The sequence below is a fragment of the Tardiphaga sp. 841_E9_N1_2 genome (genome assembly GCF_051811065.1).
GTDB classification, from domain to species: Bacteria; Pseudomonadota; Alphaproteobacteria; order Rhizobiales; family Xanthobacteraceae; genus Tardiphaga; species Tardiphaga robiniae.
Window position 1 is genome coordinate 1,758,036 of sequence record NZ_JBPWQC010000001.1, and the last position, 23,075, is coordinate 1,781,110.

A 23,075-nucleotide genomic window follows, 5' to 3' on the forward strand; every position below is an offset into this window, starting at 1 on the left:
CGGGCTAGGATATGTCCCATTGCAGGATGGGATTCATGGACCATTTCGTCCAACCGGTCAGGTCGCTTGCGCGAATTGCCGCGCTGATAGCCCTGACTTTGCTGCTCTCGGTCAGCGCTGCATTGGCCGAGAAGCGCATTGCGCTTGTAGTCGGCAACTCCGGCTACCAGAACATCACCCGCCTCGATAACCCGAAGAACGACGCGAAGCTGATGGCGGAGACGCTGAGCGGTCTCGGCTTCACGTTGATCGGCGGCACTGCGCAATTGGACCTGGACAAAAGCGCACTTGATCTCGCCGTGCAGAATTTCGGCCGGCAGGTTCAGGGCGCTGACGTCGCCCTGTTCTATTACGCGGGCCACGGCGTGCAGGTCAGCGGCTCCAATTACCTCGTGCCGGTGAATGCCAATCCCACCCGCGAGGCGGATGTCGACTTCCAGATGGTCGATATCAATCTGGTGCTGCGCCAGATGCAGGGCTCTGGCACGCGGCTCAACATGGTTATCCTGGACGCATGCCGGAACAATCCGTTCGGGTCGCGGGGCCTGCGCGCATCGGAAGGCGGCCTCGCCCAGATGCGCGCACCGGAAGGCACCCTGATCTCCTATGCGACCCAGCCCGGCAGCGTGGCGCAGGACGGCAGCGATGGTAACAGCCCCTATACCAAGGCATTGGCGAGTACCGTGCGTCAGGCCGGGCTTGATATTTTCCAGACCTTCAATCAGGTCGGCCTTGCCGTGAAGCGCGCCACCGGCGGCTCGCAACAGCCATGGGTATCGTCGTCGCCGATCGACGGCACGTTTTATTTCGTGGCACCAACCGCCACCGTGCCGCTCGTCGTACCGCAGAAGCCCGTGCAGGAAGCACGCCTGCCCGATGCGCCGCGGATCGACTTCGACAAATTGCCGATCACCGATCCAATCAAGCTTACGGAAATCAGCGACCGGCTTTATGAGCTGAATTTCGATCCCGAACCGCTGAACAGCAAGAATGGAATCGCGGTTGCGATCCGCGATTTCCAGGTCAAGGGCGGCATGCCACCAACGGGAGAGGCGACCGAGGGCCTGCTGCAACGTTTGCGCAGCGCGAGCGACCAGAAACAATGGGGCTCGATCGTCTACGACATCAAGAACAAGAAATGGGGCATGTCGTGGGATCAACCGTCCCGCAAGTCAGCCGTGACCAAGGCACGCGCCCAATGCGGCACGGCTCCCTGCCCGCTCGAACTGTCGTTTTACGGAGCCAATTGCGGTGCATTCGCAGCTCTCGGCGGCAACTGGTCGCTTGTCGCGCGGCCCACACTTGCACAGGCGCGCGATGCGGCCATCGATCAATGCACCAAAACAGGAAAATCATGTCCGATTGTCGGCGCCATCTGCGCCAACGCCACGATGGGGCCTGACGCGAAATTGTAAGTTCGATCTTTTTTGAAAGTTATTGAACATGATTTTTCGATCTGGAATTCTGATTGGTTTGGCCATTCTGACAGTTTCGGGAGACACAGCGCTGGCACAGGGCGCAACCGGCGGCAGCCTTGGCAATGACAGCAAGACGCTGTCGGGCTCCTCCCCCGAATCCCGATCGGCGGCGCCTGTCCAACGCGAAAGCTCCGAACGCCGCGCGCCGCGCCGTCAAACCACGTCGCGCAACCGTGGCGAGGGCGCGGGAGGCGGCGGAAATTTCGACGGCGCCTGGTCGATATCGAGCGTAGGCACCTCCGGCTGTTCCGACACATTCACGGAAAACTTCGTCGTGGCCAACGGAAGGATGATCGGCAAAGACGGCAGCGCCCCGGTCAGCGCCAACGGGACAGTGCGCGGAAGCGGAAACTACAGCGGCATCCGCGTCACCAGCCAGGGTCGCCTCTCCGGCCGTACCGGTTCGGGAGTTTTCCAGCGATCCGATGGATGCTCGGGCCGCTGGGTCGCAAGCAAGCAGTAAGCGCCCATGACAATCCAGCAGATCATCCTCCCCTGTCTGCTCATCATCGCACTCGGCGGCAGCGACGCATGGAGTCAGGGCGCAACCGGCGGCAGTCTCGGCAATGACAACAAGACGCTGTCCGGCTCATCCTCCGAGCCGCGTGCCGCCAAGCCAGCACGCCCGCCGCGATCCGAGCAGCGTGCAGCTCCAGCCCGCCGCGGCGCTGGTGAGGGCGGCAACGCCGCCAGATTCGATGGCACCTGGCTGATCGCATTCACCGGTCAGTCGGCGGTGTGCGCTGGCAAAACCGCCGGCAGCACATTGACGATCTCCGGCGGGAGCGTCGGCGGGGGCGGTAACATCAGTCCGAGCGGCGTATTGCAAGGGGTCGGCAGCAGCGGCAGTGTGAGTGCGGTCATGACCGGCCGCCTGTCCGGCCGCGGTGGCGGCGGCTCGATGCAAATGTCGAATGGCTGCACCGGTCGCTGGACAGCCAGCAAGCAATGATCGACGGCAGCGACTACGACTTGCGCTGCGGACGCATCGCCTCGCCGATCGCCACGACGACGGCGCAGATCGCAACCAGCACGATCGATGCTGCGGATGCGGCCGGCAGATCGGTGCCCGTCTCCGAGATCTTGCTGTAGAGCACCAGCGGCAGGATATTCACCTGCGTGCCGGCCAGCGCCAGCGCGGTGCCATAGGCGCCGACCGCGACCGCAGCCGTCAGGCAATAGGCTGCGATCAGGCTGGGTAGTATTTGCGGCAGCATCACTTCGACGAGCGTGCGGAAACTCCCGGCACCGAGCGAGCGCGAGGCTAGCATCTGGTTGTGATCGAAATTGCTGATCGCCGGCAGCACGATCAACACGACGCGCGGCACCAGATAGTAGGAATAGGCCAGCCCCAGACCCACCGGTGAAAAGATGAAGCCACCGATCACTGCGGGATCGAAGCCGAGCTTAGCCAGCAACAATGTCAAGAAGCCGGCACGGCCGAGCAGAAGGATAAAACCATAGGCGACGATCAGCCCGGAAAATGTCAGCGGCAGCGAGATCGCGATCAAGGCGGCCGTCCGCAGGCCCGGCGCGAACCGCGCCAGCGCAAGCGCCACGCAGAAGCCGACGACGAGCGAGAACAACGGCGCGACAGTCCCCAGCACCATTGTGCCGCGCAGGCCGTTCCAGAACACCGGATCACCAGCCAGGCGGCCGAAGGCGCTGCCGCCATCCGCGAAGGCGCCGACGAGCACCGCACAGACGGGGATTAGGAAGAACAGTCCCAGCACCACGCTGCCGGGAACGGCAAAGGCAGCGAGCATGGATATCGGAACGCGCGCGCTCATCGTGATCTTTATTCCGTAATGACGAAAACGCGATCCCCGCGCTATCGCGGAGATCGCTTTGGTGAGTTCGGCTTACTGGCCGAGAACGGCCTTGGCCCAGCCGGCGTCGATCTCCGCCTTCTTTGCGGTGGCCTTGGCGATATCCATGGCCTGCACCTGCGGCGCGGCCGGCATCTTGTCGGCAACGCTCGGCGGCAGGGCGACACCGGGCACCGCCGGACGCACATAACCCTCGGCGAAAATCTTCTGGCCTTCATCGCTCATGATGAAGTTGAGCCAGAGCTTGCCGGCATTCGGGTTTGGGCCGTTCTTCACCAGCGAGATTGCGTAAGGCGCGGCAGCTGAGGCTTCCTTCGGAATGACGACGGACACGCCATCGCCGAGACCGTCGGTGAACTTGGCCTTCAAACCATCGTTCTCATAGCCGATCCAGATCGGGATCTCACCCTTCAGGAACTGTGCATAAGGCGTGGTGCCGACCGTGCGCAGCACATTGCCGGCCTTGGTCAGCTTGCCCAGATAATCGATACCCGGCGCGACATTGTCCATGCTGCCGCCATTGCCGAAGGCTGCGGCGAAGGCCACCACCTGGCCCTGCCCCGTCGAGCGCGGATCCTGATACACAATGGCGTTCTTGTATTCCGGCTTCAGAAGATCAGCCCAGCTCTCCGGCACGGTCTTGACCAGCTTGGTGTTGACTAGGAAGGCTATGCTCAGCGTGTGAATGGTGAACCAGCGGCCATCGGTCTCTCGCAGCGGCTCGGCAAGCTTGTCGAAATTTACCGGCTTGAAGCCATCGACGACGCCGACCTTGACAGCGTCGAGCGCCGAGGCCGCGAAGTAATAAGCCGTGTCGGCCTGCGGGCGATTGCGCGCCTTGTCGAGGGCAACGACGGTCGCCGCCGAGCCAAGGTCATTGTAGACCATCTCGACGCCGGGATAGCGTTTCTGGAAGGCCTTGAACTGGTTGGCCCAGTTGGCCCAGGTCGGTCCGGTATCGAACGACACGACGAGGCCTTCCTTGCGGGCGGCTTCGTACAGCGCCTTTTCACCGGCATAGAGTTCGGCGCCTTCGAAGGCCCATGCGGCCGGGCTGATGGCAATCGTGAGGGAAGCTGCGGCAACGCCGCTCAGAAACTTGCGTCGGTTCATGTCGATCTCCTTTATGAGGTCGGGGGAAGAAGGCGGATGGCATCGTGCGGGATCGTCACGCCGGTGATTGGCCCGCGCAGATGGGTTTCGAGACGGATGGCCCCGCCGGCGACGGCCATATCGATGCGCCTGACAGGGCCGAGGTAACGGTCGGCGGACATGGAGCCGGCGAAGCAACATGGATTGCTCGCATCGACGGGTCCTGTGATCGGCTCGACCCGTTCAGGACGCACGAACACAGTGACCTTCGCACCGATGCTCTTGCCCTGCGTGTCGCAGGCCAGCGCGCCAACCGGCGTTGTCACCATGCCGTCACCGGAAATGCTGCCGGGCCACAGGTTGGATTGACCGACAAAGGCCGCGACACTGGCATCGGCCGGTGTCTCGTATAATTCGCGCGGCGTGCCGATCTGCACGATGCGGCCGTCGCGCATCATCACGACCTTGTCGGCAATCGACAACGCCTCTTCCTGATCATGCGTCACCAGCAATGTCGCGATTCCTGCCTGCCGCTGCACACGCAGAATTTCGTCACGCATTTCCAGTCGCAACCCCGCATCGAGCGCCGACAGCGGCTCGTCGAGCAGCAGGCCTTGCGGCTCGAACACCAACGCACGCGCGAGCGCGACGCGCTGCTGCTGACCGCCCGACAATTCCGCTGGATAGTCTTCCGCGCGCTTGCCCATGCCGACACGTCCCAGCATCTCGATGGCCCGCGCGCGCCGTTCCTGCTTGGCGATACCGCGCACCTTCAGTGGATAGGCGATGTTTTCCCACAACCGCATATGCGGGAACAACGCATAGTTCTGAAACACGACACCCAGACGACGCGCCTCGGGCAGTGACGCTCCGACATCCTTGCCATCGATCAGGATGCGCCCGGTGTCAGGCTTGAGGAATCCCGCCAGCAATTTCAAAATCGTCGACTTGCCCGACCCCGACGCGCCGATGATCGCCAGCAATTCGCCGCGGCCGATCTCCAGGGCAATGTCGAACACACCAGTGCTCGTGCCGGGATAGCTGTAGCTCACTTGATCGTATCGCAGCGTCACGCGCCTGCCCCCACTTTACGCCGGCCGGTGACCCGCGCCGTCAGCCCGCTGGTCAGCGATGCGATCATCGCAAGCCCAAGCAATACGACGGTGGCCGCGCAGGCAAAGCCCGTCGCGCCATAGAACGCCTGCAACAGCACCACAGGATAGGTGCGCGACAGAAAGCCAGAGACCAGATTGGATAATTGAAATTCACCGATCGACAGCGCTGCCACTGTCAGCATGCAGGACAGCAGGCTCGTATGCAGCTGCGGCAGTGTGACGTCCCACATACGTGCCGGAAACGATGCGCCGAGCGTTGCGGCTGCGTGCTCATATTCGGCGAGCCCGAGCTGATCCATATCGGCGACAAGAGCCGTCACCGTATAGGGCAGCGTCAATACGAGGTGCCCCGCCGCCAGCAGCCAAAAACTGCCGAGCCACGGCAATGCGTCCGACGAGAAGACGAGGATGAAGCCGAAAGCCAGAACCAGTTCGGGCACGGCAATCGGCATCAGCGTGACGATCCGCGCCGCGAGCCGCACACCACCCCGCGCGCCGGCATGAATGGCGTAAGCGAGCGGCAGGCCGATCAGGATGTTGAGAATGCAGGTGGTCGCGACGATCTTCAGGCTGGTGATGAAAGCGCGGCGAAAGCTGGGATCGCCGGCGACTTCCTGATACCAGCGCCAGGTGAAGCCTGACGGCAGCAGCGTCCCGCTCCAGACTTCTCCAAAAGAGCCGACGAACAACAACAGGACTGGCGCCGCGAGAAAAATCAGATAGGCGATCGCGACGAACGGCACGAGCCATGTCCCCTGTCAAATGTGATGCTGAAGTCTGCGCCTCAGTATAACGGCGGCATATCAGTTTTATGACAGAGCAGCAAAGTTATGCATTTGCGAGAAGGCGTGCTGCGATGCGAGCAATGACGCCGTCGACATCAGCGACGCGCTCGACCGTATTCACCTCTGGCGCATCGGCCATCGCCAGCACCAGACGATTGAACTGTAGTCCCAGCGCCATCTCCGAGAGTGTCCCGACACCTCCGCCAATCGCGACCAGCACGAGACATGCGCGCGCGATAATGGCATTCCGTGCGGGGCCGATGCCCGTTGCGATGGGGATCGCAACATAGGGATTGGCTGCGTGCCATTCCTCGTCGGGCAGCAGACCAACAGGCATGCCGCCCTCCTGTGCATGGCCCTTGCACGCCGCTTCCATCACGCCGTTCTTGCCGCCGCACAGCAATTGCAGACCATGGCGGGCCAATGCTGCGCCCATCTGTTCAGCGAGATCGCGTTGCGCCTGCGTCGCGTCTCGCGGCCCGATGATGCCGATGGGCACACGGCGCAGCTTGCGCGTTGCTGCAAGCCGCAGCAGTGCTTCGGAAGCGGTCACCGCTTCGCCGCCCTGCGCGGCACTATCGTCGTGCCAATTCAACGCCAGCGGATCGAATACCCGTGCACCATCGCTGAGCTGCTGCGTGCGCTCATTCCAGAACAATGCCTGCATGGTATTAGCCTTCGAGTTCTTGCTGCAATCCGCGCACGAAAGATGTCAGGCCGGTGCGGCGTTCGCGCTTCAGGCGCTCGGCCTTGAGAATCGACTGCACCTCGCTATAGGCCTCTTCCACATTGTGGTTGATGACAATATAGTCGTATTCAGCCCAGTGGCTCATCTCGTGGCTGGCACGGCTCATGCGCCCGCGGATCACTTCGTCGGAATCCTGCGCGCGAGTATGCAGACGCTTTTCGAGATCAGCCGCCGAGGGCGGCAGGATGAAGACGCTGACGACGTCAGCCCGGGCTTTCTCACGCAGTTGCTGCGTACCCTGCCAGTCAATATCGAACAGCACGTCATTGCCGGCTGAGAGCGCGGCTTCCACCGGTGCACGTGGCGTGCCGTAGCGGTTGTCGAACACCGTGGCCCATTCGAGCAGTTCATTGCCCTTGGCCATTTTTTCGAAGCGCGGCTTGTCGACGAAGATGTAGTCCTTGCCGTCAACCTCTCCGGGCCGCATCGGGCGCGTCGTGGCCGAGACCGACAGTTGCAGCCCCGGCATCCGGTCGATCAGCAGCCGCGTCAGCGTCGTCTTGCCGGCACCGGATGGCGATGACAGCACGAACATCAGCCCGCGCCGTTCGACTCCATCAAAGCCAGCTTCTTGAGAATTTCGGCTGCCCCCGGACATGGTCACTCCAGATTCTGTACCTGTTCACGGAATTGCTCGACCACGTTCTTCATTTCGAGGCCGGTGCTGGTCAATTCCAGATCGTTGGATTTCGAGCAGCAGGTGTTGACCTCGCGATTGAACTCCTGCGACAGGAAATCCAGCCGCCGCCCCACCGGACCGCCCTTCTTGATCATTTCGCGCGACTGCGAAATGTGCGACGCGATGCGGTCGAGTTCTTCGCGGATGTCGGCCTTGGTCGCCATCATCAACGCTTCCTGATTCAGCCGATCACTATCGAAACGATCCGACGCCTCGAGCAACGTCGCGATCTGTTCCGCGAGCCGTGCACGGATCGCTTCGGGCTTGCGGCCCGGCGCGGCCTCGGCCTTCTGCGACAATGCCTCGATCTCGTTCAGACGCTGGGACAGGATGTCACCAAGCGTCATGCCCTCACGCTTGCGCATGGCGACCAGCGCGGTGAGGGCCTCTTCGAATGCTGCGGCCACGGCAGCCTTCGCCGCCTTGTCCTCGGCCTCGTCAGCCTCGGGCTCGACCACTTCGATGACGCCCTTGATATTCATTAGACCATCGACGCTCGGCGCGACGGCGTCGATCTTGCTGGCCAATTCGGCGGCAATACGCAGCACCGAATTCAGCACCTCTTCGTTGATCCGCACGGTCGAAGCCGCATTGCTGCGCTTAACGGCGAGGTTCGCGTAAACCGTGCCGCGCGACAGCACTTCAGTGGCGCGCTTGCGGGCGACCGCCTCGACTTCGTCGAAACCCGGGGGCATCCGGAAGCGCAAATCGAAGCCCTTGGCGTTGACGGATTTCAGCTCCCACTCGAAGCTATAAGGCCCGCTGGTGCCGTGGCTTCGCGCAAAGCCGGTCATGCTCGACAACGCCATCGCGGAACGTCTCCAAAGAATACGAGTAAGATTCGCAAGGCGCGAACCGGCTCAGGTTAGGGCCTTTTCAGGCCAAGGGGAATTCGAAGCAGAAGCCAGCGCAGGCTTGGTGGTACGGCCTATTGCTGAACAACCGGCGGTGTACCCGTCGACTGCGCAGCGCCCTGACGCGCCGGCGCGGCTGGCGCAGGAGCCGTACGGGCACGCTGTTTGGCCGGTGCGGCGGGCCTGACCGGACTTGTACCCGTCGCGGCGGCAGGATCCGTCGCCGCTCCGGTAGGCGCAGCAGTAGCCTCTTCCGGCGGCTCGACAGCGTCGTTCTGGACGGCCTTCTCGAGCGCGCGCAGCTTGCTGACGTTCTTCTGGTGTGCGTCGTAGGTTTCGGTAAAGGCGTGACCGCCGGTGCCGTCGGCAACGAAGAACAGGTCGCGGGTGCGTGCCGGATTGGCAGTCGCCTCAAGCGACGCACGGCCCGGATTGGCGATCGGGCCCGGCGGCAGGCCTTCCACCACATAGGTATTGTAGGGCGACGGCTGCTGGATCTCGCTGCGCTTGATCGGACGACCCAATGTGCCCTTGCCGCCGACGATGCCATAGATGATCGTCGGATCGGACTGCAGCTTCATCTTCTGGCGCAGGCGATTGGCGAACACGGCGGCCACCCGGCTGCGCTCATCGGCGCGGCCGGTTTCCTTCTCGACGATCGAGGCGAGCGTCACCAGCTGTTCAGGCGTCTTCGCCGGAATGTCGGCGTTACGGCGTTCCCAGACTTCGGCCAGCACGCGCTTCTGCAATTGCTGCATGCGCTGGATCACCTGGTCGCGCGGCGTGCCACGGGGGAATTTGTATGTCTCGGGCAACAACGTGCCTTCGCGTGGCATTTCACGGATCGAGCCGGTGAAGATGTCGTTATCGGTCAAACGCGCGACGATCTGCTCGGAGGTCAGGCCCTCGGGAATCGTGATGGAGTGTTGCACGACCTTGCCTTCGACAATGGTGCCGATGACATCGCGCAGATTGGCGTTCTTCTGGAACAGATATTCGCCGGGCTTCAGTTCCGAGCTGGCCTTCAACGCAAACACGGCGCCGATGAAAACCCAGCGATTGGCTGAGATCACGCCTTCGCGCAGCAACGCTTCGGCGATGTCGCCTTTGCCCGCACGCGCGGGGATATTGACGACCTTTTCTTCCTGCAGCGGCCCCGGCGCTTCCAGCGCCTGGCGACCATAGACATAGGCGCCACCTGCACCGAGCATGGCGACGATAATGATGGTGATGATGGCATTACCGGCAACCACGAGCGGATTACGCGCATGATCGGAACGCTTCGGCGGCGGCGGAACCTGCTCCGGCTCCAGCGCGGCACGCGGGCTCCTCGGCGAAATGGGCGGCCTCTCACTCATCGATAGTACCTGATCCTGTCGGTTCAATCGTGACGGGGACAAACACGATCCCTGTCAATAACATACGCCCAGTGTAGGAATTAGCGCGGAATACGGCGAAACGGTGGAGGTTCTCTAACCAGCCACGCGCTGTAGGATCACGGACGCATTAGTACCGCCGAAACCGAATGAATTCGACAAGGCAATGTTGATCTCGCGCTTGCGCGGGGTCAATGCGACGAGATCGATCGCAGTTTCCACCGACGGATTGTCGAGATTGATCGTCGGCGGCGCGATGTTATCCCGAATCGCAAGCACACAGAAGATGGCCTCGACCGCACCAGCCGCACCGAGCAGGTGGCCGATCGACGACTTCGTCGATGACATCGACACTTTTGACGCGGCATTGCCGAGCAGGCGCTGAACCGCGCCGAGTTCGATCTCGTCGCCGAGTGGCGTCGAGGTGCCGTGCGCATTGATGTAGTCGATGTCGGCCGCGGCAATGCCGGCGCGCTTCATCGCAGCGTTCATGCTGCGGAACGCACCATCGCCATCGGGCGTCGGTGAGGTGATGTGATAGGCATCGCCCGACATACCGTAACCGATGATCTCGGCATAGATGCGTGCGCCGCGCGCTTTGGCGTGCTCGTACTCTTCGAGCACCACGACGCCGGCACCCTCGCCCATGACGAAACCATCGCGATCCCTATCGTAGGGCCGCGACGCTTTCTCCGGCGCTTCGTTGAAATTGGTCGACAGCGCGCGTGCTGCCGCGAAGCCGGCCATCGCCAAACGGCTGATTGGCGACTCGGTGCCGCCGGCGACCATGACATCGGCATCGCCGAGCGCGATCAGACGGCTGGCATCGCCGATCGCGTGCGCGCCGGTCGAACATGCGGTGACGACGGAATGATTGGGGCCCTTGAGGCCGTGCTCGATCGAGACATAGCCCGAAGCGAGATTGATCAGGCGACCGGGGATGAAGAACGGCGACACTTTGCGCGGGCCGCGCTCTTTCAGAAGCAATGCGGTATCGGCAATGCCGGACAGACCGCCGATGCCGGAGCCGATCATCACGCCGGTGGCGCAGCGATCGTCTTCATTGTCGGGGTGCCAGTTGGCATCGTCGAGCGCCTGCTTGGCGGCGCACATCGCATAGATGATGAAGTCGTCGACCTTGCGCTGGTCTTTCGGCTCCATCCACTGGTCGGGATTGAAGGTACCGCCCGTGCCGTCGCCGCGTGGAATCACACAGGCGATCTGGCTGGTGAGATCGGATACATCGAATGTATCGATCCGCTTTGCGCCGCTCTCACCGTTGAGGATGCGCTTCCAGGTCGGCTCGACGCCGCAGCCAAGTGGCGACACCATGCCAAGGCCTGTGACGACCACCCGCCTCATTGTCGTACCTCCATGGCCCATCCTTGAGCCAATGCCTTTGAGCAATGCCTACGCGTCACAGCAAGAAGCCGGTGGATCGCACAAACGCAATCCGGCCGGCTTCAAAATGTGTCGCGCGAAGGTGTCAGCTCTTTGCGTTCTTCTCGAGAAACTTGGTTGCGTCGCCGACGGTCAGAATCGTCTCGGCGGCATCGTCCGGAATTTCGCAGCCGAACTCTTCTTCGAACGCCATCACGAGCTCGACCGTGTCGAGGCTATCAGCGCCGAGATCATCGATGAAGCTCGCGGCATCGACCACCTTCTCGGGTTCAACACCAAGGTGTTCAACCACGATCTTCTTCACTCGCTCGCCAATCTCGCTCATATCAACCTCGTGCTTGTTACATTGGGCCCGTCCGCAGACGATACGAGCCATCGTGGAGCGTTTAACTCGTTAAACCTTGCGCAGTTGCGCGTCTCTGGATTGACCCCGTCGTCCCGGACGGAGCCTCGCGAAAACGGCAGGCTCGTCCCCGCCAATATACAGGGTTTCAAATTCCTGCAATGGCCTTCTTTGCCCCACCGTTGGAGGTTCGGTTACCATACTTCATTTGGCTTGGCCACATAGCCCGGTGACTGTCCAAACCTCAATTAAATCACGACGTTGGGGTTCCCCCGACGCTTAGATCATCGCCATGCCGCCATTGACATGAATCGTCTGTCCGGTGACGTAGGCCGCCTCATTTGAGCTCAGATAGACCGCTGCTGCCGCAATATCTTCCGGCGAGCCGAGACGCCCTGCCGGCACCTTGGTCAGAATCGTTTCGCGCTGCTTGTCATTGAGCACATCGGTCATCGGCGTTGCGATGAAACCGGGTGCAATGCAATTGGCCGTCACGTTGCGCTTGGCGTATTCCGCCCCCAGCGTTTTCATCATGCCGATCAGGCCGGCTTTCGCTGCGGTGTAATTCCCCTGCCCGGGATTTCCGGTCACGCCGACCACCGAAGTGATGGCGATGATGCGGCCGAAGCGCTTGCGCATCATCAGCTTGGTTGCGGCGCGTGCGAGGCGGAAGGTCGCGGTCAGATTGACGTTGATTACGTCATCCCAGTCTTCGTCCTTCAACTGGACGAACAGATTATCGCGGGTGATCCCGGCATTGCTGACGAGGATGTCGAGCTGGCCCATGGCTTTCTCGGCTGACGGCACCAACTCTTCGACCTCAGCGGCGTTGGAAAGATTGCACGGCAGCACATGCGTGCGATCGCCGAGCTTCGCGGCCAGCGTTTCGAGAACCGCCTTGCGCGTTCCGGACAGTGCCACCGTTGCGCCCTGCGCATGCAAAGCCGTGGCGATGGCTTCGCCGATGCCACCAGTCGCGCCGGTCACGAGCGCCGTCTTGCCTGTCAAATCGAACATCTTGTCTTCTCCTCTGGCCGCTTACGCCGAACGCGCTGCTGCGAGCGCATCCTTGGCGGCGGCAATGTCATTGGGTCCGCCGACGGCGACGCCGACGGCGCCTTCGGCAATGCGTTTGACAAGTCCGCTCAGCACCTTGCCGGAGCCGACCTCAAGAAAGCGCGTCACGCCCTGGCCTGCCATATAGGATACGCATTCGCGCCAGCGCACGGTGCCGGTGACCTGCTCGACCAGGCGGCGGCGGATTTCATCCGGATCCGAGATCGGCGCGGCCAGCACGTTGGACACCAGCGGCACCGCCGGCTTGTTGATCGTGACCTTGGCCAGCGCCTCCGCCATCACGTCGGCGGCGGGCTGCATCAGGCTGCAATGGAACGGCGCCGACACCGGCAGCAACATCGCACGCTTGGCGCCCTTCGTCTTGGCGATCTCCAGCGCGCGTTCGACCGCAGCCTTGTTGCCGGACACCACCACCTGACCGCCGCCATTGTCGTTGGCGGCGTGGCACACTTCGCCCTGTGCAGCTTCTTCAGCCACGGCCACGGCGGTCTCGTAATCGAGACCGAGCAACGCCGCCATGGCGCCGACACCCACCGGCACGGCCTTCTGCATGGCCAGACCGCGGGTCCGCAGCAGGCGGGCCGCATCCGTGACTGAGAGGCTTCCGGCCGCTGCCAGCGCCGAATATTCGCCGAGCGAGTGGCCGGCCACGAAAGCTGCGTCCCTGGCCAGCGAGATGCCGGCCTCGGCCTCAAGCACTCGCATGGTCGCCAGCGACACCGCCATCAGCGCCGGCTGGGCGTTTTCGGTCAATTGGAGGGTTTCGGCCGGGCCGTCCCAGATAATGCCGGTCAGCTTCTCGTCGAGAGCCGAATCGACCTCGTCGAACACGGCCCTGGCGGCGGGAAATGCATCCGCAAGCGCCTTGCCCATGCCGACCGCCTGGGACCCCTGCCCCGGAAAGGTAAATGCTGCGGTCATTGACGCCCCGTCATGTTTTTTGGCTTAAACTCGTTCAAACGTGCGCCGTAAGACACTGGCACGACGGGGAATGTCAAGCCGCAGCGCCCAGGATGCACCACGATCCGGGTTCCCGCGCGCTCCCGGAATCCGCTCATTTGGCCCCTGTTTCGCTTGCCATTACTGGGAAAATCCGTATAAGGCCCCGATCCGCAGATCCCGGCCGGGAGCTGAACGGACGGTCACAGCAAAATCACACACAGGTTTGTTGCGATAGGGCCAGTTGGTCCGTCGTCCCGTGCTCCCGCCTTCTGAGCAATATCGAGTCCTTTCCATAAGGGTTCGAAGGGCTTGCCGCCGGGAAACGCGCTAACCTTGGAAAGGACAGCCATGCCTCTTTATGAGCATGTATTTCTCGCACGTCAGGATGCGAGCGCACAGCAGGTCGAAGACCTCACCACCCAGATGACCGGCATCGTCGAAGGTCTCGGCGGCAAGGTCGTGAAGATGGAAAACTGGGGCGTGCGCTCCCTGACCTATCGCATGAACAAGAATCGCAAGGCGCACTTCGTGCTGATGAACCTCGATGCCCCGTCCGCGGCGGTCACCGAGATCGAGCGCCAGGAGCGGATCAGCGAAGACGTCATTCGTTATCTGACCGTCCGCGTCGAAGAGCACGAGGAAGGCCCGAGCGCGATGATGCGCAAAGCTGATCGTGATCGTGAGCGCGACGACCGTGGCGGTGGCTTCCGTGGCGACCGCGAAGGCGGCGGTTTCCGTGGCGACCGTGAAGGCGGTGGCTTCCGTGGTGATCGTGGTCCGCGTCGTCCGCGCGACGACGAAGCAGCATCGGTTGAGGAGTAAGAATAATGGCTGAAGCTGGTGCACGTCGTCCGTTTTTCCGCCGTCGCAAGACCTGCCCGTTCACGGGTCCGAACGCGCCGAAGATCGACTACAAGGATTCCAAGCTGCTGATGCGTTACGTCTCTGAGCGCGGCAAGATCGTGCCGAGCCGCATCACGGCCGTCTCCGCTAAGAAGCAGCGTGAACTCGCCCGCGCCATCAAGCGCTCGCGTTTCCTCGGTCTGCTGCCCTACGTTATCCGCTAAGGCGGTTTTCGACCGGCGGCCTCGTGCCGCCGGTCGCTTCTATTTCTCATAAGGCTTCCGGGTCGTCCGGTCGCCGATGGTTGGGGCAAGTGCCTCTAACCGCTCAAAGGGGGCGGGACAGCTGATGATCGCAAGTCTTCTCATCGCGTTTGCCGCCGGCGCTGCCTCAGCGCTGATGTTCGCCTCGATCATTTCGGGCGCGTTGATTTCCCTTTTGCTGTTCTATCTCGCGCCGCTGCCCTTGATGGTGGCCGCTCTCGGCTGGGGTCCGGTGACTGCTGCCATCGGCGGCATCGCAGCCGGCACCTCGCTCGGCCTGTTGTTCGGCATGCCCTATCTCGCCGCCTTCGTCTTCACTGTGGCGCTGCCCGCCTGGTGGCTTGGCCATCTCGCATTGCTCGGCCGTCCAGTGACTGCAGAACTGCCGGGCGTGAATGGCGCAGCCGCGACACCGCCCGTGGTCGAATGGTATCCGGTGGGCCGTATGCTGCTGTGGACAGCGGGTTTCGCCGCATTCACGACCATGGGCGCGCTGCTGACGCTCGGCACCGATGGCGACACTATCGTCTCGGCGCTGCGCCGCGCTCTGACCCGCATCCTGGGATCGCGCGGCGGCGCTGGCGACTCCGAACAGGTCATCAATGCGCTGGTGACGATCGCTCCGGCTGCCGCCGCCATCGTCGCGATCATGACGCTGACGCTCAATCTCTGGCTCGCCGGCCGCATCATCGTGACATCAGGCCGGCTGAATCGGCCGTGGCCTGAGCTGAAATCCGCAGCACTGCCGCCGATGACGATGGTCGCGTTGTGTCTGGCCATCGCACTGTCCTTCATGGGCGGCATCGTCGGCATCTTTTCGCAGATCGTCACCTCGGCGCTGATGATGGCCTATGCCCTCACCGGCTTCGCCGCGCTGCATATGCTGACCATGGGCATGAAAAGCCGCGTGATGGTGCTCGGTCTGACCTACGCCATGGTGCTCGTCCTCGGCTGGCCCATCCTCACCATGGTTGGCCTCGGCCTCGCCGATGCCTTCTTCGGATTTCGCCAACGTTTTCTCGCACGCAAGCCACCTTCTTCGACGACGGTGGCCTGACCAACTCAACTCAACACCTCTCAACACTTAAAGGAGAACGATCATGGAAGTCATTTTGCTCGAACGCGTCGCCAAGCTCGGCCAGATGGGCGAAGTCGTCCGCGTCAAGGACGGCTACGGCCGCAACTTTCTGCTGAAGCGTGGCAAGGCGCTGCGCGCCACCGCCGACAACCGCGCCAAGTACGACGGCATGAAGGCTGACCTCGAAGCCAACAACATCAAGGCCAAGGCGGAAGCCACCACGGTTGCCGAGAAGATCGACGGCCGCAACGTCGTCATCATCCGTCAGGCGTCGGAAACCGGTCAGTTGTTCGGCTCGGTGTCGGTGCGCGACATCATCGCCACCTTCGAAGCTGACGGCGTCACCTTCGCCCGCAGCCAGGTGCTGCTCGACGCGCCGATCAAGACCATCGGCCAGCACAAGATCTCGATCGCCGTGCATCCGGAAGTCGAAGTCAGCGTCAGCGTCACCGTTGCCCGTTCGGCCGACGAAGCCGAGCGCATCAACCGCGGCGAAGACATCTCGAGCCGTCAGGAAGATCAGGACGCAGCCGCCGAAGCACTCGCCGCCGCCGGCGAGTTCTTCGATCCGGACGCACAGGGCAACGCCGAAGAAGACAACGGCTAAGTCCACACGAAGCTTCTGCTCAAACGAGAAAAGCCCGGCCAGATTGGCCGGGCTTTTTTGTTCCGTTGTTGAGAGGCGGTTGAACCGTCTACTGCGAGATCGGCGGCACCGGCGAGCCTGACGAGGCCGGAGGCGCCGGTGGTGCAGCCGACGCCGGAGGCGGTGGTGGCGGCGCGGCCGGTGCCGGCGAAGGCGCAGCTGGAGCTACAGGAGTCGGCGCGGGCACTGGCGGAGTGGCGGGAGGCACGACCGCTGGCGGCGGAGCAGCGGCTGGCGGAGGCGTTGGAGCCACAGGTGCCGGGGCCGGCGTTGCTGCGGGCGGAGACGCTGGGGCTGCCGGCGCAGGCGGCGCCGGACGGCTTTCCCCTTCAGGCGCCTTCGGTGCCGGCGTGACCGACGGAACGGGATCTGGACGAAGTGCCGGCGTCTCAGGTTTGGCTTCGGGCTTCGCCTCAGGCTTGCTCTCTTCAGCGGGCTTCGCAGGCTCGGTCTTGGCCGGCTCCGGCCGCGGCTCAGCCTTCGGCTCAGTCTTGGGTTCAGCCTTCGGCTCAGTCTTGGGTTCGACCTTGGGCTCGTCCTTCACAGGTTCGGCCTTCGGCGGCTCTTCCTGATGGCGGCGTCCCTTCTTGCCAAGCTTTTGCTTCTGCGCGGGACGCTCTGCTTCGGCGGCAGCCGGCGACTGTGCGTCTACGGGCTTGGCTGCATCGGGCTTCGCTTCGAGATTGTCTGTCGCCGGGCGCGCCTGTCGCCGGGCATTGCGGCCCTGGCGCGTGCCGGGCTCGGCCTGAGCTGGTGCAACATCGGCCTCGGGCTTGGCGGCCTCCTGCGGACGTAGCCGGCGGCCCGGCGGCGGAGCCTCGGGCGGCGGCGCAGCACCGGGCTTGGCATCGGCCGGGGCCGGCTTCTGCTCGGTCGTGAGTTCACGGCCCTGACGCGTCAGGTTATCCCCGGCAGGACGGCGGTCGGCCGCCCCGTTGGACACGACATAAGCGGCCATCGACGCCGCCATATCTGTACTTGTGGTGTAGTGCTGGCGCAGGAAGGCCGGCAACTGACCGGGTGCCACCGTCTTCAGCAGCCCGCGCGGACTTTTATGGCAGACGGCACAGCCGCCCGCGAAAATCTGGGAGGGTGACTTTCCGGCTTCGAGGTTTTGGGCCTGTGCCGGGACTGCCGCGAAGCCAATCAGGAGCATCACCGTCGCTAAACTGAGCGCTCGGCTCAACATTTCAATCTCCTGATGTGGCTAGCTTAATCACGCGGATCACCTTGTATCCGATTGTGACGTGAATGGAAGCATCGACATATCGCAACGATGTGATCGGAACAATCGGGATAGCGGCATTGCAGCGTGCGCATTGGCACAGGCGGTGCACCACTACTATCTTCTACTCAAGAGCTAGGGAGACAGTTGATCTCGTGCACGGCGGGAAGTTACGCTGTTGCTTCAGTTTGCGCGTGATCGGATCATTGGGGTGATTTCGATGGACCGTCTGTTGCGATTCTTCCTGAGTCAGTACATTCGCCGAGGGGCAATAACCTTCACTACGGCCTCCGGCCAACAATTCACCTTCGGTGATGGCTCCGGACCTCCCGTCTCTGCCCGCTTCGTCACCAAAGCCGCCCAACGCCGACTACTTCTCGATCCCGAACTGGCACTCGGCGAGATATTCATGGACGGGCTCCTCGTTATGGAGCGTGGCACCATTGCCGACCTGCTCGCCATCGCCCTGAACCAGCCCGACATGGCGCCCCGCTGGGCCAAGCTGCAATGGTGGCTCCGCTACGTCCTGCGCCACGCCCAGCAGTTCAATCCCCGCAAGCGCTCCCGCAACAACGTTGCCCATCACTACGATCTGGACGGCCGGCTCTACTCATTGTTTCTGGATGCCGACAAGCAATATAGCTGCGCCTATTTCGAAGGACCGGACGCGACTCTGGACGACGCCCAACTCGCCAAGAAGCGCCACCTCGCGGCCAAGATGCTCATCGAAAAAGGCCAACGCGTACTCGACATCGGCTCCGGCTGGGGCGGCCTTGGGCTCTATCTGGCAGAGATGACCGGTGCCAATGTCACCGGCGTTACGCTGTCCACCGAACAGCTGCAGGTCGCCAATGCCCGGGCCGGCGAGAAAAACCTCAAAGACCGCGCAAAATTCCTGCTCGAGGACTATCGCGACATCCCCGGTCCATTCCACCGCATCGTCTCCGTCGGCATGTTCGAACATGTCGGCGTCGACCATTACGACACCTACTTCAAGCGATGCGCTGAACTCCTGACCGAGGACGGCGTCATGGTGCTGCACTCCATCGGTCGCCCTGAGGGACCTGGCATCACCAATCCATGGGTCGCCAAGTACATTTTCCCCGGCGGCTACATCCCCGCTTTGTCGGAAGTTCTCCCGGCGATCGAACGGGCCGGGTTACTGGTCTCGGACATCGAAATCCTGCGGCTGCATTATGCCGAGACGCTCAAGGCATGGCGCGAGCGCTTCATGGCACGACGCGAGGAAGCCGTGCGGCTCTATGACGAGCGCTTTGCGCGGATGTGGGAGTTCTATCTGGCGGCGTCCGAAATGTCGTTTCGCATGCAGAACGTGATGAACTTCCAAATCCAACTCACCAAACGTCAGGACGTTGTGCCGTTCACGCGGGATTATATCGGGCGGGAGGAAGATCGGCTTCGAGCCAGGGAACGGACCCGGCAACCGCGTCTGCAGATTGCCGGCGAATAGGCTGGTTTAGTGCTGGAATAGGAGCGTCGCCTGCCGGCGGCGCAAGACAGGCCGCGGCCGCAAAATGGCGGGGCGCTGGAGGCGCGCTTTGGCGGCGGAGAGCGCTTTCGTATCGCATGGGACATTTTCAAGCTGCGCGGTGCGCTCGAACGTGTCGATCAGCGTGGACAACCACGCAGAACCGTCGGTTCCGGCAGCCTGAGTTCCGGCATCGGGATGCTGGTGACGCTGGCTCATGGATCTATCCTTCGCCTCTTATTCGTTTTGAAGCCAACGCCCGGCTCCCCGTGGGGTTCCGGCACTGCCGTGCCTGCCAGCGGCTGGCTCTCTTATAAGTGCGAGAGATCGCCATCCGGTTCAGGCGCGGGGCGCAATTTTTCCGGGTTCCTTAAGCAATGATTCAGACCCCTCCCCTTGCTGCGGTGGAAGCGTCAAGCGCAATGCGCGCCACCGGCCGGAATTCCCCCGCCTTGATGTGTGAATCGTGCATAAGGCCGCTTCGTCCTTCCACTCGGAGACCGTCAGGCGCTTAGTCGCCGACGCCCGCGTGACCACGCCGTTCATCCGCCCAATTCGGAAGACCCAATAGAGACCATGGCCGCATTCGATTCGAACGTTCTCAAGCTCACCCCCGAGGCGGGCACCCCCGCCTATCGGTCGGCGCCGCACAATATCGAGGCGGAACAGGGCGTGCTGGGCGCGATCCTGGTCAATAACGACGCCTTCTACCGGGTCTCGGACTTCCTCAAGGCCGAGCATTTCTTCGAGCCGATCCACCAGACCATCTTCGAAACGGCCGCTGCCATCGTGCGCGCCGGCAAGATCGCCACTCCCGTGACGCTGAAGACCTTCCTGCCGACCGACACGGATCTCGGCGGCATGACCGTGGGCCAATATCTCGCCCGCCTCGCCGCCGAAGCCACCACCATTATCAATGCGCAGGATTACGGCCGCACGATCTACGAACTGGCAATCCGCCGCCAGCTGATCAATGTCGGCGAGGACATGGTCAACGTCGCCTATGACGCGCCGGTGGACTTCGCTCCCCGCGCCCAGATCGAGGATGCCGAGCGCCGGCTGTATGAGCTGGCCGAAGCCGGCCGCTATGACGGCGGCTTCCAGCGCTTCTCCCAGGCGATGACCACCGCGCTCGACATGGCGGCCAACGCCTATCAGCGCGACGGCAAGCTTTCGGGCATCTCAAGCGGTTTGCGCGATCTCGATGCCCGTATGGGCGGGTTGCAGCGCTCCGACTTGATCGTGCTAGCCGGACGTCCCGGCATGGGCAAGACCTCGCTGGCCACCAACATCGCCTACAACATCGCCGCCGCCTATCAGTCCGAAGTGCAGCCCGACGGCAGCATGAAGACCATCAATGGCGGCGTCGTCGGCTTCTTCTCCTGCGAAATGTCGGCCGAACAGCTCGCCACGCGTATTCTCGCAGAGCAGACCGAGATTTCCTCCAGCGCGATCCGCCGCGGCGGCATCACCCAAGCCGAATTCGACAAGATCCGCGACTACACCATCAAGCTGCAGAACCTGCCGCTTTACGTCGACGAAACCGGCGGCCTGTCGATCTCGCAGCTCACCGCCCGCGCCCGCCGCCTGAAGCGGCAAAAGGGCCTCGACGTCATCATGGTGGACTACATCCAGCTGCTGCAGGGCTCCGGCAAGCGCTCCGACAACCGCGTGCAGGAAGTCACCGAGATCACCACCAGCCTCAAGGCGCTGGCGAAGGAACTGAACTGCCCGGTAGTCGCGCTGTCGCAGCTCTCGCGTCAGGTCGAAAATCGTGAAGACAAGCATCCGCAGCTGTCCGACTTGCGTGAATCCGGATCGATCGAGCAGGACGCCGACGTGGTGGTCTTCGTGTATCGCGAGGAATACTATCTGCAGGCCAAGGAGCCGCGACTCGGCACTCCCGAACACGAGAAATGGCAGCTCGAGATGGATCTTGCGCACGGCAAGGCCGAAGTCATCATCGCCAAGCAGCGTCACGGCCCCACAGGCACCGTCGACCTGCAGTTCGAAGGCCAGTTCACCCGCTTCAGCGATCTCGCCGGTGGCGCCCAGTTCCGCGCCCCGCAGGAGTGACGCGCGTGCGGTTGAACCGTCTCTGACGCGCGCATATTGTGCGGCGCAGAATTCGATCGTGTGATCCCATCACACGATCCCTGTGCCAGGACATTTCGATGAACAGCGTCTCCGCCCCGAAACCAACAGCTCCCGCCGACATGGAGTTGCCCGCAGACGCCAGCGGCATCCTGACCATCGATCTCGACGCCATCGTCGCCAATTGGCGCAAGCTCGAAAAACACGGCGTGCCCGCCGAATGCGGCGCAGCGGTGAAAGCCGACGCCTATGGCTGCGGCATCACCCCCGTGGTGCGCGCGCTGGCGAAGGCGGGCTGCAGGACCTTCTTTGTCGCCACCTTCGATGAAGCCCGCGCCGCGCGCGCCGCCGCGCCCGAAGCCGCGATCTTTCTGTTGAATGGTTTTCCGCCGAATTCCGGCGATGCGCTGGCCGCTATCAATGTGCAGCCCGTGATCGGCGACCTCAACGAACTCGCCGAATGGGACATGTTCTGTCGCCGCACCGGCTGGAAGGGCGGCGCGGCGGTGCATATCGACACCGGCATGAACCGGCTGGGCCTTGGCCTGGTTGACGTCCAGGGCCTGATCCCGCGCCTCGGCTCGGGCGATCACGGCTTCACGCTGGTGATGAGCCACCTCGCCTGTGCTGAACAACTGCACAATCCGATGAACGCCCGGCAATATTCCAGTTTCCGCGAGGCGTCATCGCTGTTCTCCGGCGTGCCTGCATCCCTCGCGAATTCGTCGGGCATCTATCTCGGCGCGGCCTATCAGTTCGATCTGATGCGTCCGGGTGCTGCGCTCTACGGCGTTAATCCGACGCCGGAAGCCGACAACCCGATGGCACCTGTGGTCGATCTCAAGGTGCGCATCCTGCAGACCCGCAGTGTCGAGCGCGGCGACAGTGTCGGCTACGGTGCCACCTGGGTGGCGCGGCGTCCGACCAGACTTGCGATCATCGCGGCCGGCTATGCCGATGGCTATTTCCGCGCGGCCGGCAGCAGCGACGGCACCCGCGGCGCCGAGGTGATTATCGCCGGCCAGCGCTGCCCAATCGCCGGCCGCATCTCCATGGATCTGCTCGCGGTGGACATCACCGACCTGCCCCATAACGCCGCCCGCCGCGGCCATCTGGCGACGCTGATCGGCGACGGCATCACCGTCGACGAACTTGCGCATCACTACGGCACCATCGCCTATGAGGTGCTGACCAGCCTCGGCCGACGCTACCTGCGGGTCTACAAGGGCGACGACGGCACCGCCGCCGCAGAGCCCGCCGCCGCGTCCTAGACGTCGACCTTGAAGCTGAGTTCGATCTCGGAGGCCGGCAGGCCGCCGCGCACGCCCCAGTTCTCCAAAGGCTGTTCGTTCAGGACGATCTTGATCTCGAGTTCCGGAACGCCGAGCGCCGCAAGGTTCTGCACGATCGTCTTATAGAGGCTTCGCTTGGCCTCGATGGAGCGGCCGGCAAACATCGTGATCTCGACCCGCGTAAAACGCTGCGAGCGCCCGGTCGGCACGATGCGCTGCGTTTCGCTATAGGTGTCCACCGTCACGTCGCGGTCCCAGTCGGGAATTTTGAGCGCCGCCAGCATCGCCGACTGCACGGCCTCGATGACCTCGATCTCACGGCTCCGCGCCCATTCTCCGGTGACTATTCTTGTGACTGGCATCGTCGTCTCCCATCGGATCGGTTGCACCCACACGACTGGAGCGCTCTTGTAAACGTCCCGCGCT

At 62.9% G+C, this 23,075-nt stretch carries 25 protein-coding genes; 10 read left to right on the plus strand and 15 right to left on the minus strand.

Features of this window, described 5'->3' with window-relative positions:
- Positions 1-35: 35 nt before the first annotated feature.
- From AB8A50_RS08390 to AB8A50_RS08400, 3 genes are read left to right on the plus strand one after another with little or no spacing between them, the layout of a single operon-like run.
- Positions 36-1,415 (plus strand): caspase family protein, encoded by a 1,380-nt coding sequence (locus tag AB8A50_RS08390; RefSeq protein ID WP_439077388.1) that lies wholly within the window; start codon positions 36-38, stop codon positions 1,413-1,415.
- A 58-nt stretch (positions 1,416-1,473) separates the two neighbouring features.
- Complete coding sequence (locus AB8A50_RS08395; protein WP_439077389.1) at positions 1,474-1,941, plus strand: hypothetical protein; 468 nt, start codon at positions 1,474-1,476, stop codon at positions 1,939-1,941.
- Positions 1,942-1,947: 6 nt separating this feature from the next.
- Positions 1,948-2,430 carry a hypothetical protein gene (locus AB8A50_RS08400; RefSeq protein ID WP_439077390.1) on the plus strand — a complete coding sequence of 161 codons (483 nt, stop codon included), beginning with the start codon at positions 1,948-1,950 and terminating at the stop codon, positions 2,428-2,430.
- A 13-nt stretch (positions 2,431-2,443) separates the two neighbouring features.
- Here AB8A50_RS08400 and AB8A50_RS08405 read toward each other — a convergent pair whose 3' ends face one another.
- The 12 genes from AB8A50_RS08405 to fabD all read right to left on the minus strand — a co-directional run bounded on the left by AB8A50_RS08405 (position 2,444) and on the right by fabD (position 13,698).
- The gene (locus AB8A50_RS08405) at positions 2,444-3,268 is read right to left on the minus strand and encodes an ABC transporter permease (protein ID WP_439077391.1); all 825 of its coding nucleotides are present in this window, start codon (positions 3,266-3,268) and stop codon (positions 2,444-2,446) included.
- 72 nt (positions 3,269-3,340) lie between these two features.
- Positions 3,341-4,420 carry an extracellular solute-binding protein gene (locus AB8A50_RS08410; protein ID WP_439077392.1) on the minus strand — a complete coding sequence of 360 codons (1,080 nt, stop codon included), beginning with the start codon at positions 4,418-4,420 and terminating at the stop codon, positions 3,341-3,343.
- An 11-nt stretch (positions 4,421-4,431) separates the two neighbouring features.
- A complete protein-coding gene (locus tag AB8A50_RS08415; RefSeq protein ID WP_089263943.1) occupies positions 4,432-5,472 on the minus strand; it encodes an ABC transporter ATP-binding protein in 1,041 nt (346 codons plus the stop codon).
- Positions 5,469-6,257, minus strand: a complete 789-nt coding sequence (locus AB8A50_RS08420) for an ABC transporter permease (RefSeq protein ID WP_089263942.1) — start codon at positions 6,255-6,257, stop codon at positions 5,469-5,471. The genes AB8A50_RS08415 and AB8A50_RS08420 overlap by 4 nt, the downstream gene beginning before the upstream one ends.
- Positions 6,258-6,342: 85 nt before the next feature.
- The gene (locus tag AB8A50_RS08425) at positions 6,343-6,966 is read right to left on the minus strand and encodes a TIGR00725 family protein (protein WP_231080469.1); all 624 of its coding nucleotides are present in this window, start codon (positions 6,964-6,966) and stop codon (positions 6,343-6,345) included.
- A 4-nt stretch (positions 6,967-6,970) separates the two neighbouring features.
- Positions 6,971-7,645 (minus strand): guanylate kinase, encoded by a 675-nt coding sequence (gmk, locus tag AB8A50_RS08430; RefSeq protein ID WP_093758293.1) that lies wholly within the window; start codon positions 7,643-7,645, stop codon positions 6,971-6,973.
- 2 nt (positions 7,646-7,647) lie between these two features.
- Complete coding sequence (locus tag AB8A50_RS08435; protein WP_439077393.1) at positions 7,648-8,535, minus strand: YicC/YloC family endoribonuclease; 888 nt, start codon at positions 8,533-8,535, stop codon at positions 7,648-7,650.
- A 119-nt stretch (positions 8,536-8,654) separates the two neighbouring features.
- Positions 8,655-9,938, minus strand: a complete 1,284-nt coding sequence (gene mltG, locus AB8A50_RS08440; RefSeq protein ID WP_175366145.1) for an endolytic transglycosylase MltG — start codon at positions 9,936-9,938, stop codon at positions 8,655-8,657.
- Between the two features lie 114 nt (positions 9,939-10,052).
- Positions 10,053-11,318 (minus strand): beta-ketoacyl-ACP synthase II, encoded by a 1,266-nt coding sequence (fabF, locus tag AB8A50_RS08445; protein ID WP_093758291.1) that lies wholly within the window; start codon positions 11,316-11,318, stop codon positions 10,053-10,055.
- A 124-nt stretch (positions 11,319-11,442) separates the two neighbouring features.
- Positions 11,443-11,682: an acyl carrier protein gene (locus AB8A50_RS08450; protein ID WP_006020277.1), complete on the minus strand. Its 240-nt coding sequence runs from the start codon at positions 11,680-11,682 to the stop codon at positions 11,443-11,445.
- Between the two features lie 297 nt (positions 11,683-11,979).
- The gene (gene fabG / locus AB8A50_RS08455) at positions 11,980-12,717 is read right to left on the minus strand and encodes a 3-oxoacyl-[acyl-carrier-protein] reductase (RefSeq protein ID WP_089263936.1); all 738 of its coding nucleotides are present in this window, start codon (positions 12,715-12,717) and stop codon (positions 11,980-11,982) included.
- A 21-nt stretch (positions 12,718-12,738) separates the two neighbouring features.
- Complete coding sequence (gene fabD, locus AB8A50_RS08460) at positions 12,739-13,698, minus strand: ACP S-malonyltransferase (protein WP_439077394.1); 960 nt, start codon at positions 13,696-13,698, stop codon at positions 12,739-12,741.
- 369 nt (positions 13,699-14,067) lie between these two features.
- Here fabD and rpsF point away from each other — a divergent pair, with 369 nt between their 5' ends.
- The 4 genes from rpsF to rplI all read left to right on the plus strand — a co-directional run bounded on the left by rpsF (position 14,068) and on the right by rplI (position 16,510).
- Positions 14,068-14,541 carry a 30S ribosomal protein S6 gene (gene rpsF, locus AB8A50_RS08465; protein ID WP_068731054.1) on the plus strand — a complete coding sequence of 158 codons (474 nt, stop codon included), beginning with the start codon at positions 14,068-14,070 and terminating at the stop codon, positions 14,539-14,541.
- 5 nt (positions 14,542-14,546) lie between these two features.
- Entirely contained in the window at positions 14,547-14,786 is a 240-nt protein-coding gene (gene rpsR / locus AB8A50_RS08470; RefSeq protein WP_002711478.1) for a 30S ribosomal protein S18, read from the plus strand.
- A 124-nt stretch (positions 14,787-14,910) separates the two neighbouring features.
- Entirely contained in the window at positions 14,911-15,882 is a 972-nt protein-coding gene (locus tag AB8A50_RS08475; RefSeq protein ID WP_439077395.1) for a hypothetical protein, read from the plus strand.
- 43 nt (positions 15,883-15,925) lie between these two features.
- Entirely contained in the window at positions 15,926-16,510 is a 585-nt protein-coding gene (rplI, locus tag AB8A50_RS08480; RefSeq protein ID WP_089263933.1) for a 50S ribosomal protein L9, read from the plus strand.
- An 88-nt stretch (positions 16,511-16,598) separates the two neighbouring features.
- On the opposite strand, the gene AB8A50_RS08485 is transcribed toward rplI, so the two are convergent.
- Positions 16,599-17,738 carry a hypothetical protein gene (locus AB8A50_RS08485; protein ID WP_439077396.1) on the minus strand — a complete coding sequence of 380 codons (1,140 nt, stop codon included), beginning with the start codon at positions 17,736-17,738 and terminating at the stop codon, positions 16,599-16,601.
- A 256-nt stretch (positions 17,739-17,994) separates the two neighbouring features.
- Here AB8A50_RS08485 and AB8A50_RS08490 point away from each other — a divergent pair, with 256 nt between their 5' ends.
- Positions 17,995-19,245 carry a class I SAM-dependent methyltransferase gene (locus AB8A50_RS08490; RefSeq protein ID WP_439077397.1) on the plus strand — a complete coding sequence of 417 codons (1,251 nt, stop codon included), beginning with the start codon at positions 17,995-17,997 and terminating at the stop codon, positions 19,243-19,245.
- Positions 19,246-19,251: 6 nt separating this feature from the next.
- Here the strand turns inward: AB8A50_RS08490 and AB8A50_RS08495 are convergent, their stop codons facing one another.
- The gene (locus tag AB8A50_RS08495; RefSeq protein ID WP_093758286.1) at positions 19,252-19,482 is read right to left on the minus strand and encodes a hypothetical protein; all 231 of its coding nucleotides are present in this window, start codon (positions 19,480-19,482) and stop codon (positions 19,252-19,254) included.
- A 357-nt stretch (positions 19,483-19,839) separates the two neighbouring features.
- On the opposite strand from AB8A50_RS08495, the gene AB8A50_RS08500 reads away from it, so the two are divergent.
- Together AB8A50_RS08500 and alr are read left to right on the plus strand one after the other, a co-directional pair.
- Positions 19,840-21,339, plus strand: coding sequence for a replicative DNA helicase (locus AB8A50_RS08500; RefSeq protein ID WP_068731048.1), 1,500 nt, complete (start codon positions 19,840-19,842; stop codon positions 21,337-21,339).
- 98 nt (positions 21,340-21,437) lie between these two features.
- Positions 21,438-22,628 carry an alanine racemase gene (gene alr, locus AB8A50_RS08505; protein ID WP_439077398.1) on the plus strand — a complete coding sequence of 397 codons (1,191 nt, stop codon included), beginning with the start codon at positions 21,438-21,440 and terminating at the stop codon, positions 22,626-22,628.
- Here alr and AB8A50_RS08510 read toward each other — a convergent pair.
- On the minus strand, positions 22,625-23,011 hold the full coding sequence (locus AB8A50_RS08510) for a tautomerase family protein (protein ID WP_439077399.1): 387 nt from the start codon (positions 23,009-23,011) through the stop codon (positions 22,625-22,627). The genes alr and AB8A50_RS08510 overlap by 4 nt on opposite strands.
- Positions 23,012-23,075 lie beyond the last annotated feature (64 nt).

Coding starts and splice junctions, on each gene's coding strand:
- AB8A50_RS08390 (WP_439077388.1), top strand. CDS start 36: ATGGACCATTTCGTCCAACCGGTCAGGTCGCTTGCGCGAATTGCCGCG.
- AB8A50_RS08400 (WP_439077390.1), top strand. CDS start 1,948: ATGACAATCCAGCAGATCATCCTCCCCTGTCTGCTCATCATCGCACTC.
- AB8A50_RS08405 (WP_439077391.1), bottom strand. CDS start 3,268: ATGAGCGCGCGCGTTCCGATATCCATGCTCGCTGCCTTTGCCGTTCCC.
- AB8A50_RS08410 (WP_439077392.1), bottom strand. CDS start 4,420: ATGAACCGACGCAAGTTTCTGAGCGGCGTTGCCGCAGCTTCCCTCACG.
- AB8A50_RS08425 (WP_231080469.1), bottom strand. CDS start 6,966: ATGCAGGCATTGTTCTGGAATGAGCGCACGCAGCAGCTCAGCGATGGT.
- gmk (WP_093758293.1), bottom strand. CDS start 7,645: ATGTCCGGGGGCAGCCGAAATTCTCAAGAAGCTGGCTTTGATGGAGTC.
- AB8A50_RS08435 (WP_439077393.1), bottom strand. CDS start 8,535: ATGGCGTTGTCGAGCATGACCGGCTTTGCGCGAAGCCACGGCACCAGC.
- mltG (WP_175366145.1), bottom strand. CDS start 9,938: ATGAGTGAGAGGCCGCCCATTTCGCCGAGGAGCCCGCGTGCCGCGCTG.
- fabF (WP_093758291.1), bottom strand. CDS start 11,318: ATGAGGCGGGTGGTCGTCACAGGCCTTGGCATGGTGTCGCCACTTGGC.
- AB8A50_RS08450 (WP_006020277.1), bottom strand. CDS start 11,682: ATGAGCGAGATTGGCGAGCGAGTGAAGAAGATCGTGGTTGAACACCTT.
- fabG (WP_089263936.1), bottom strand. CDS start 12,717: ATGTTCGATTTGACAGGCAAGACGGCGCTCGTGACCGGCGCGACTGGT.
- fabD (WP_439077394.1), bottom strand. CDS start 13,698: ATGACCGCAGCATTTACCTTTCCGGGGCAGGGGTCCCAGGCGGTCGGC.
- rpsF (WP_068731054.1), top strand. CDS start 14,068: ATGCCTCTTTATGAGCATGTATTTCTCGCACGTCAGGATGCGAGCGCA.
- rpsR (WP_002711478.1), top strand. CDS start 14,547: ATGGCTGAAGCTGGTGCACGTCGTCCGTTTTTCCGCCGTCGCAAGACC.
- AB8A50_RS08475 (WP_439077395.1), top strand. CDS start 14,911: ATGATCGCAAGTCTTCTCATCGCGTTTGCCGCCGGCGCTGCCTCAGCG.
- rplI (WP_089263933.1), top strand. CDS start 15,926: ATGGAAGTCATTTTGCTCGAACGCGTCGCCAAGCTCGGCCAGATGGGC.
- AB8A50_RS08485 (WP_439077396.1), bottom strand. CDS start 17,738: ATGTTGAGCCGAGCGCTCAGTTTAGCGACGGTGATGCTCCTGATTGGC.
- AB8A50_RS08490 (WP_439077397.1), top strand. CDS start 17,995: ATGGACCGTCTGTTGCGATTCTTCCTGAGTCAGTACATTCGCCGAGGG.
- AB8A50_RS08495 (WP_093758286.1), bottom strand. CDS start 19,482: ATGAGCCAGCGTCACCAGCATCCCGATGCCGGAACTCAGGCTGCCGGA.
- AB8A50_RS08500 (WP_068731048.1), top strand. CDS start 19,840: ATGGCCGCATTCGATTCGAACGTTCTCAAGCTCACCCCCGAGGCGGGC.
- alr (WP_439077398.1), top strand. CDS start 21,438: ATGAACAGCGTCTCCGCCCCGAAACCAACAGCTCCCGCCGACATGGAG.
- AB8A50_RS08510 (WP_439077399.1), bottom strand. CDS start 23,011: ATGCCAGTCACAAGAATAGTCACCGGAGAATGGGCGCGGAGCCGTGAG.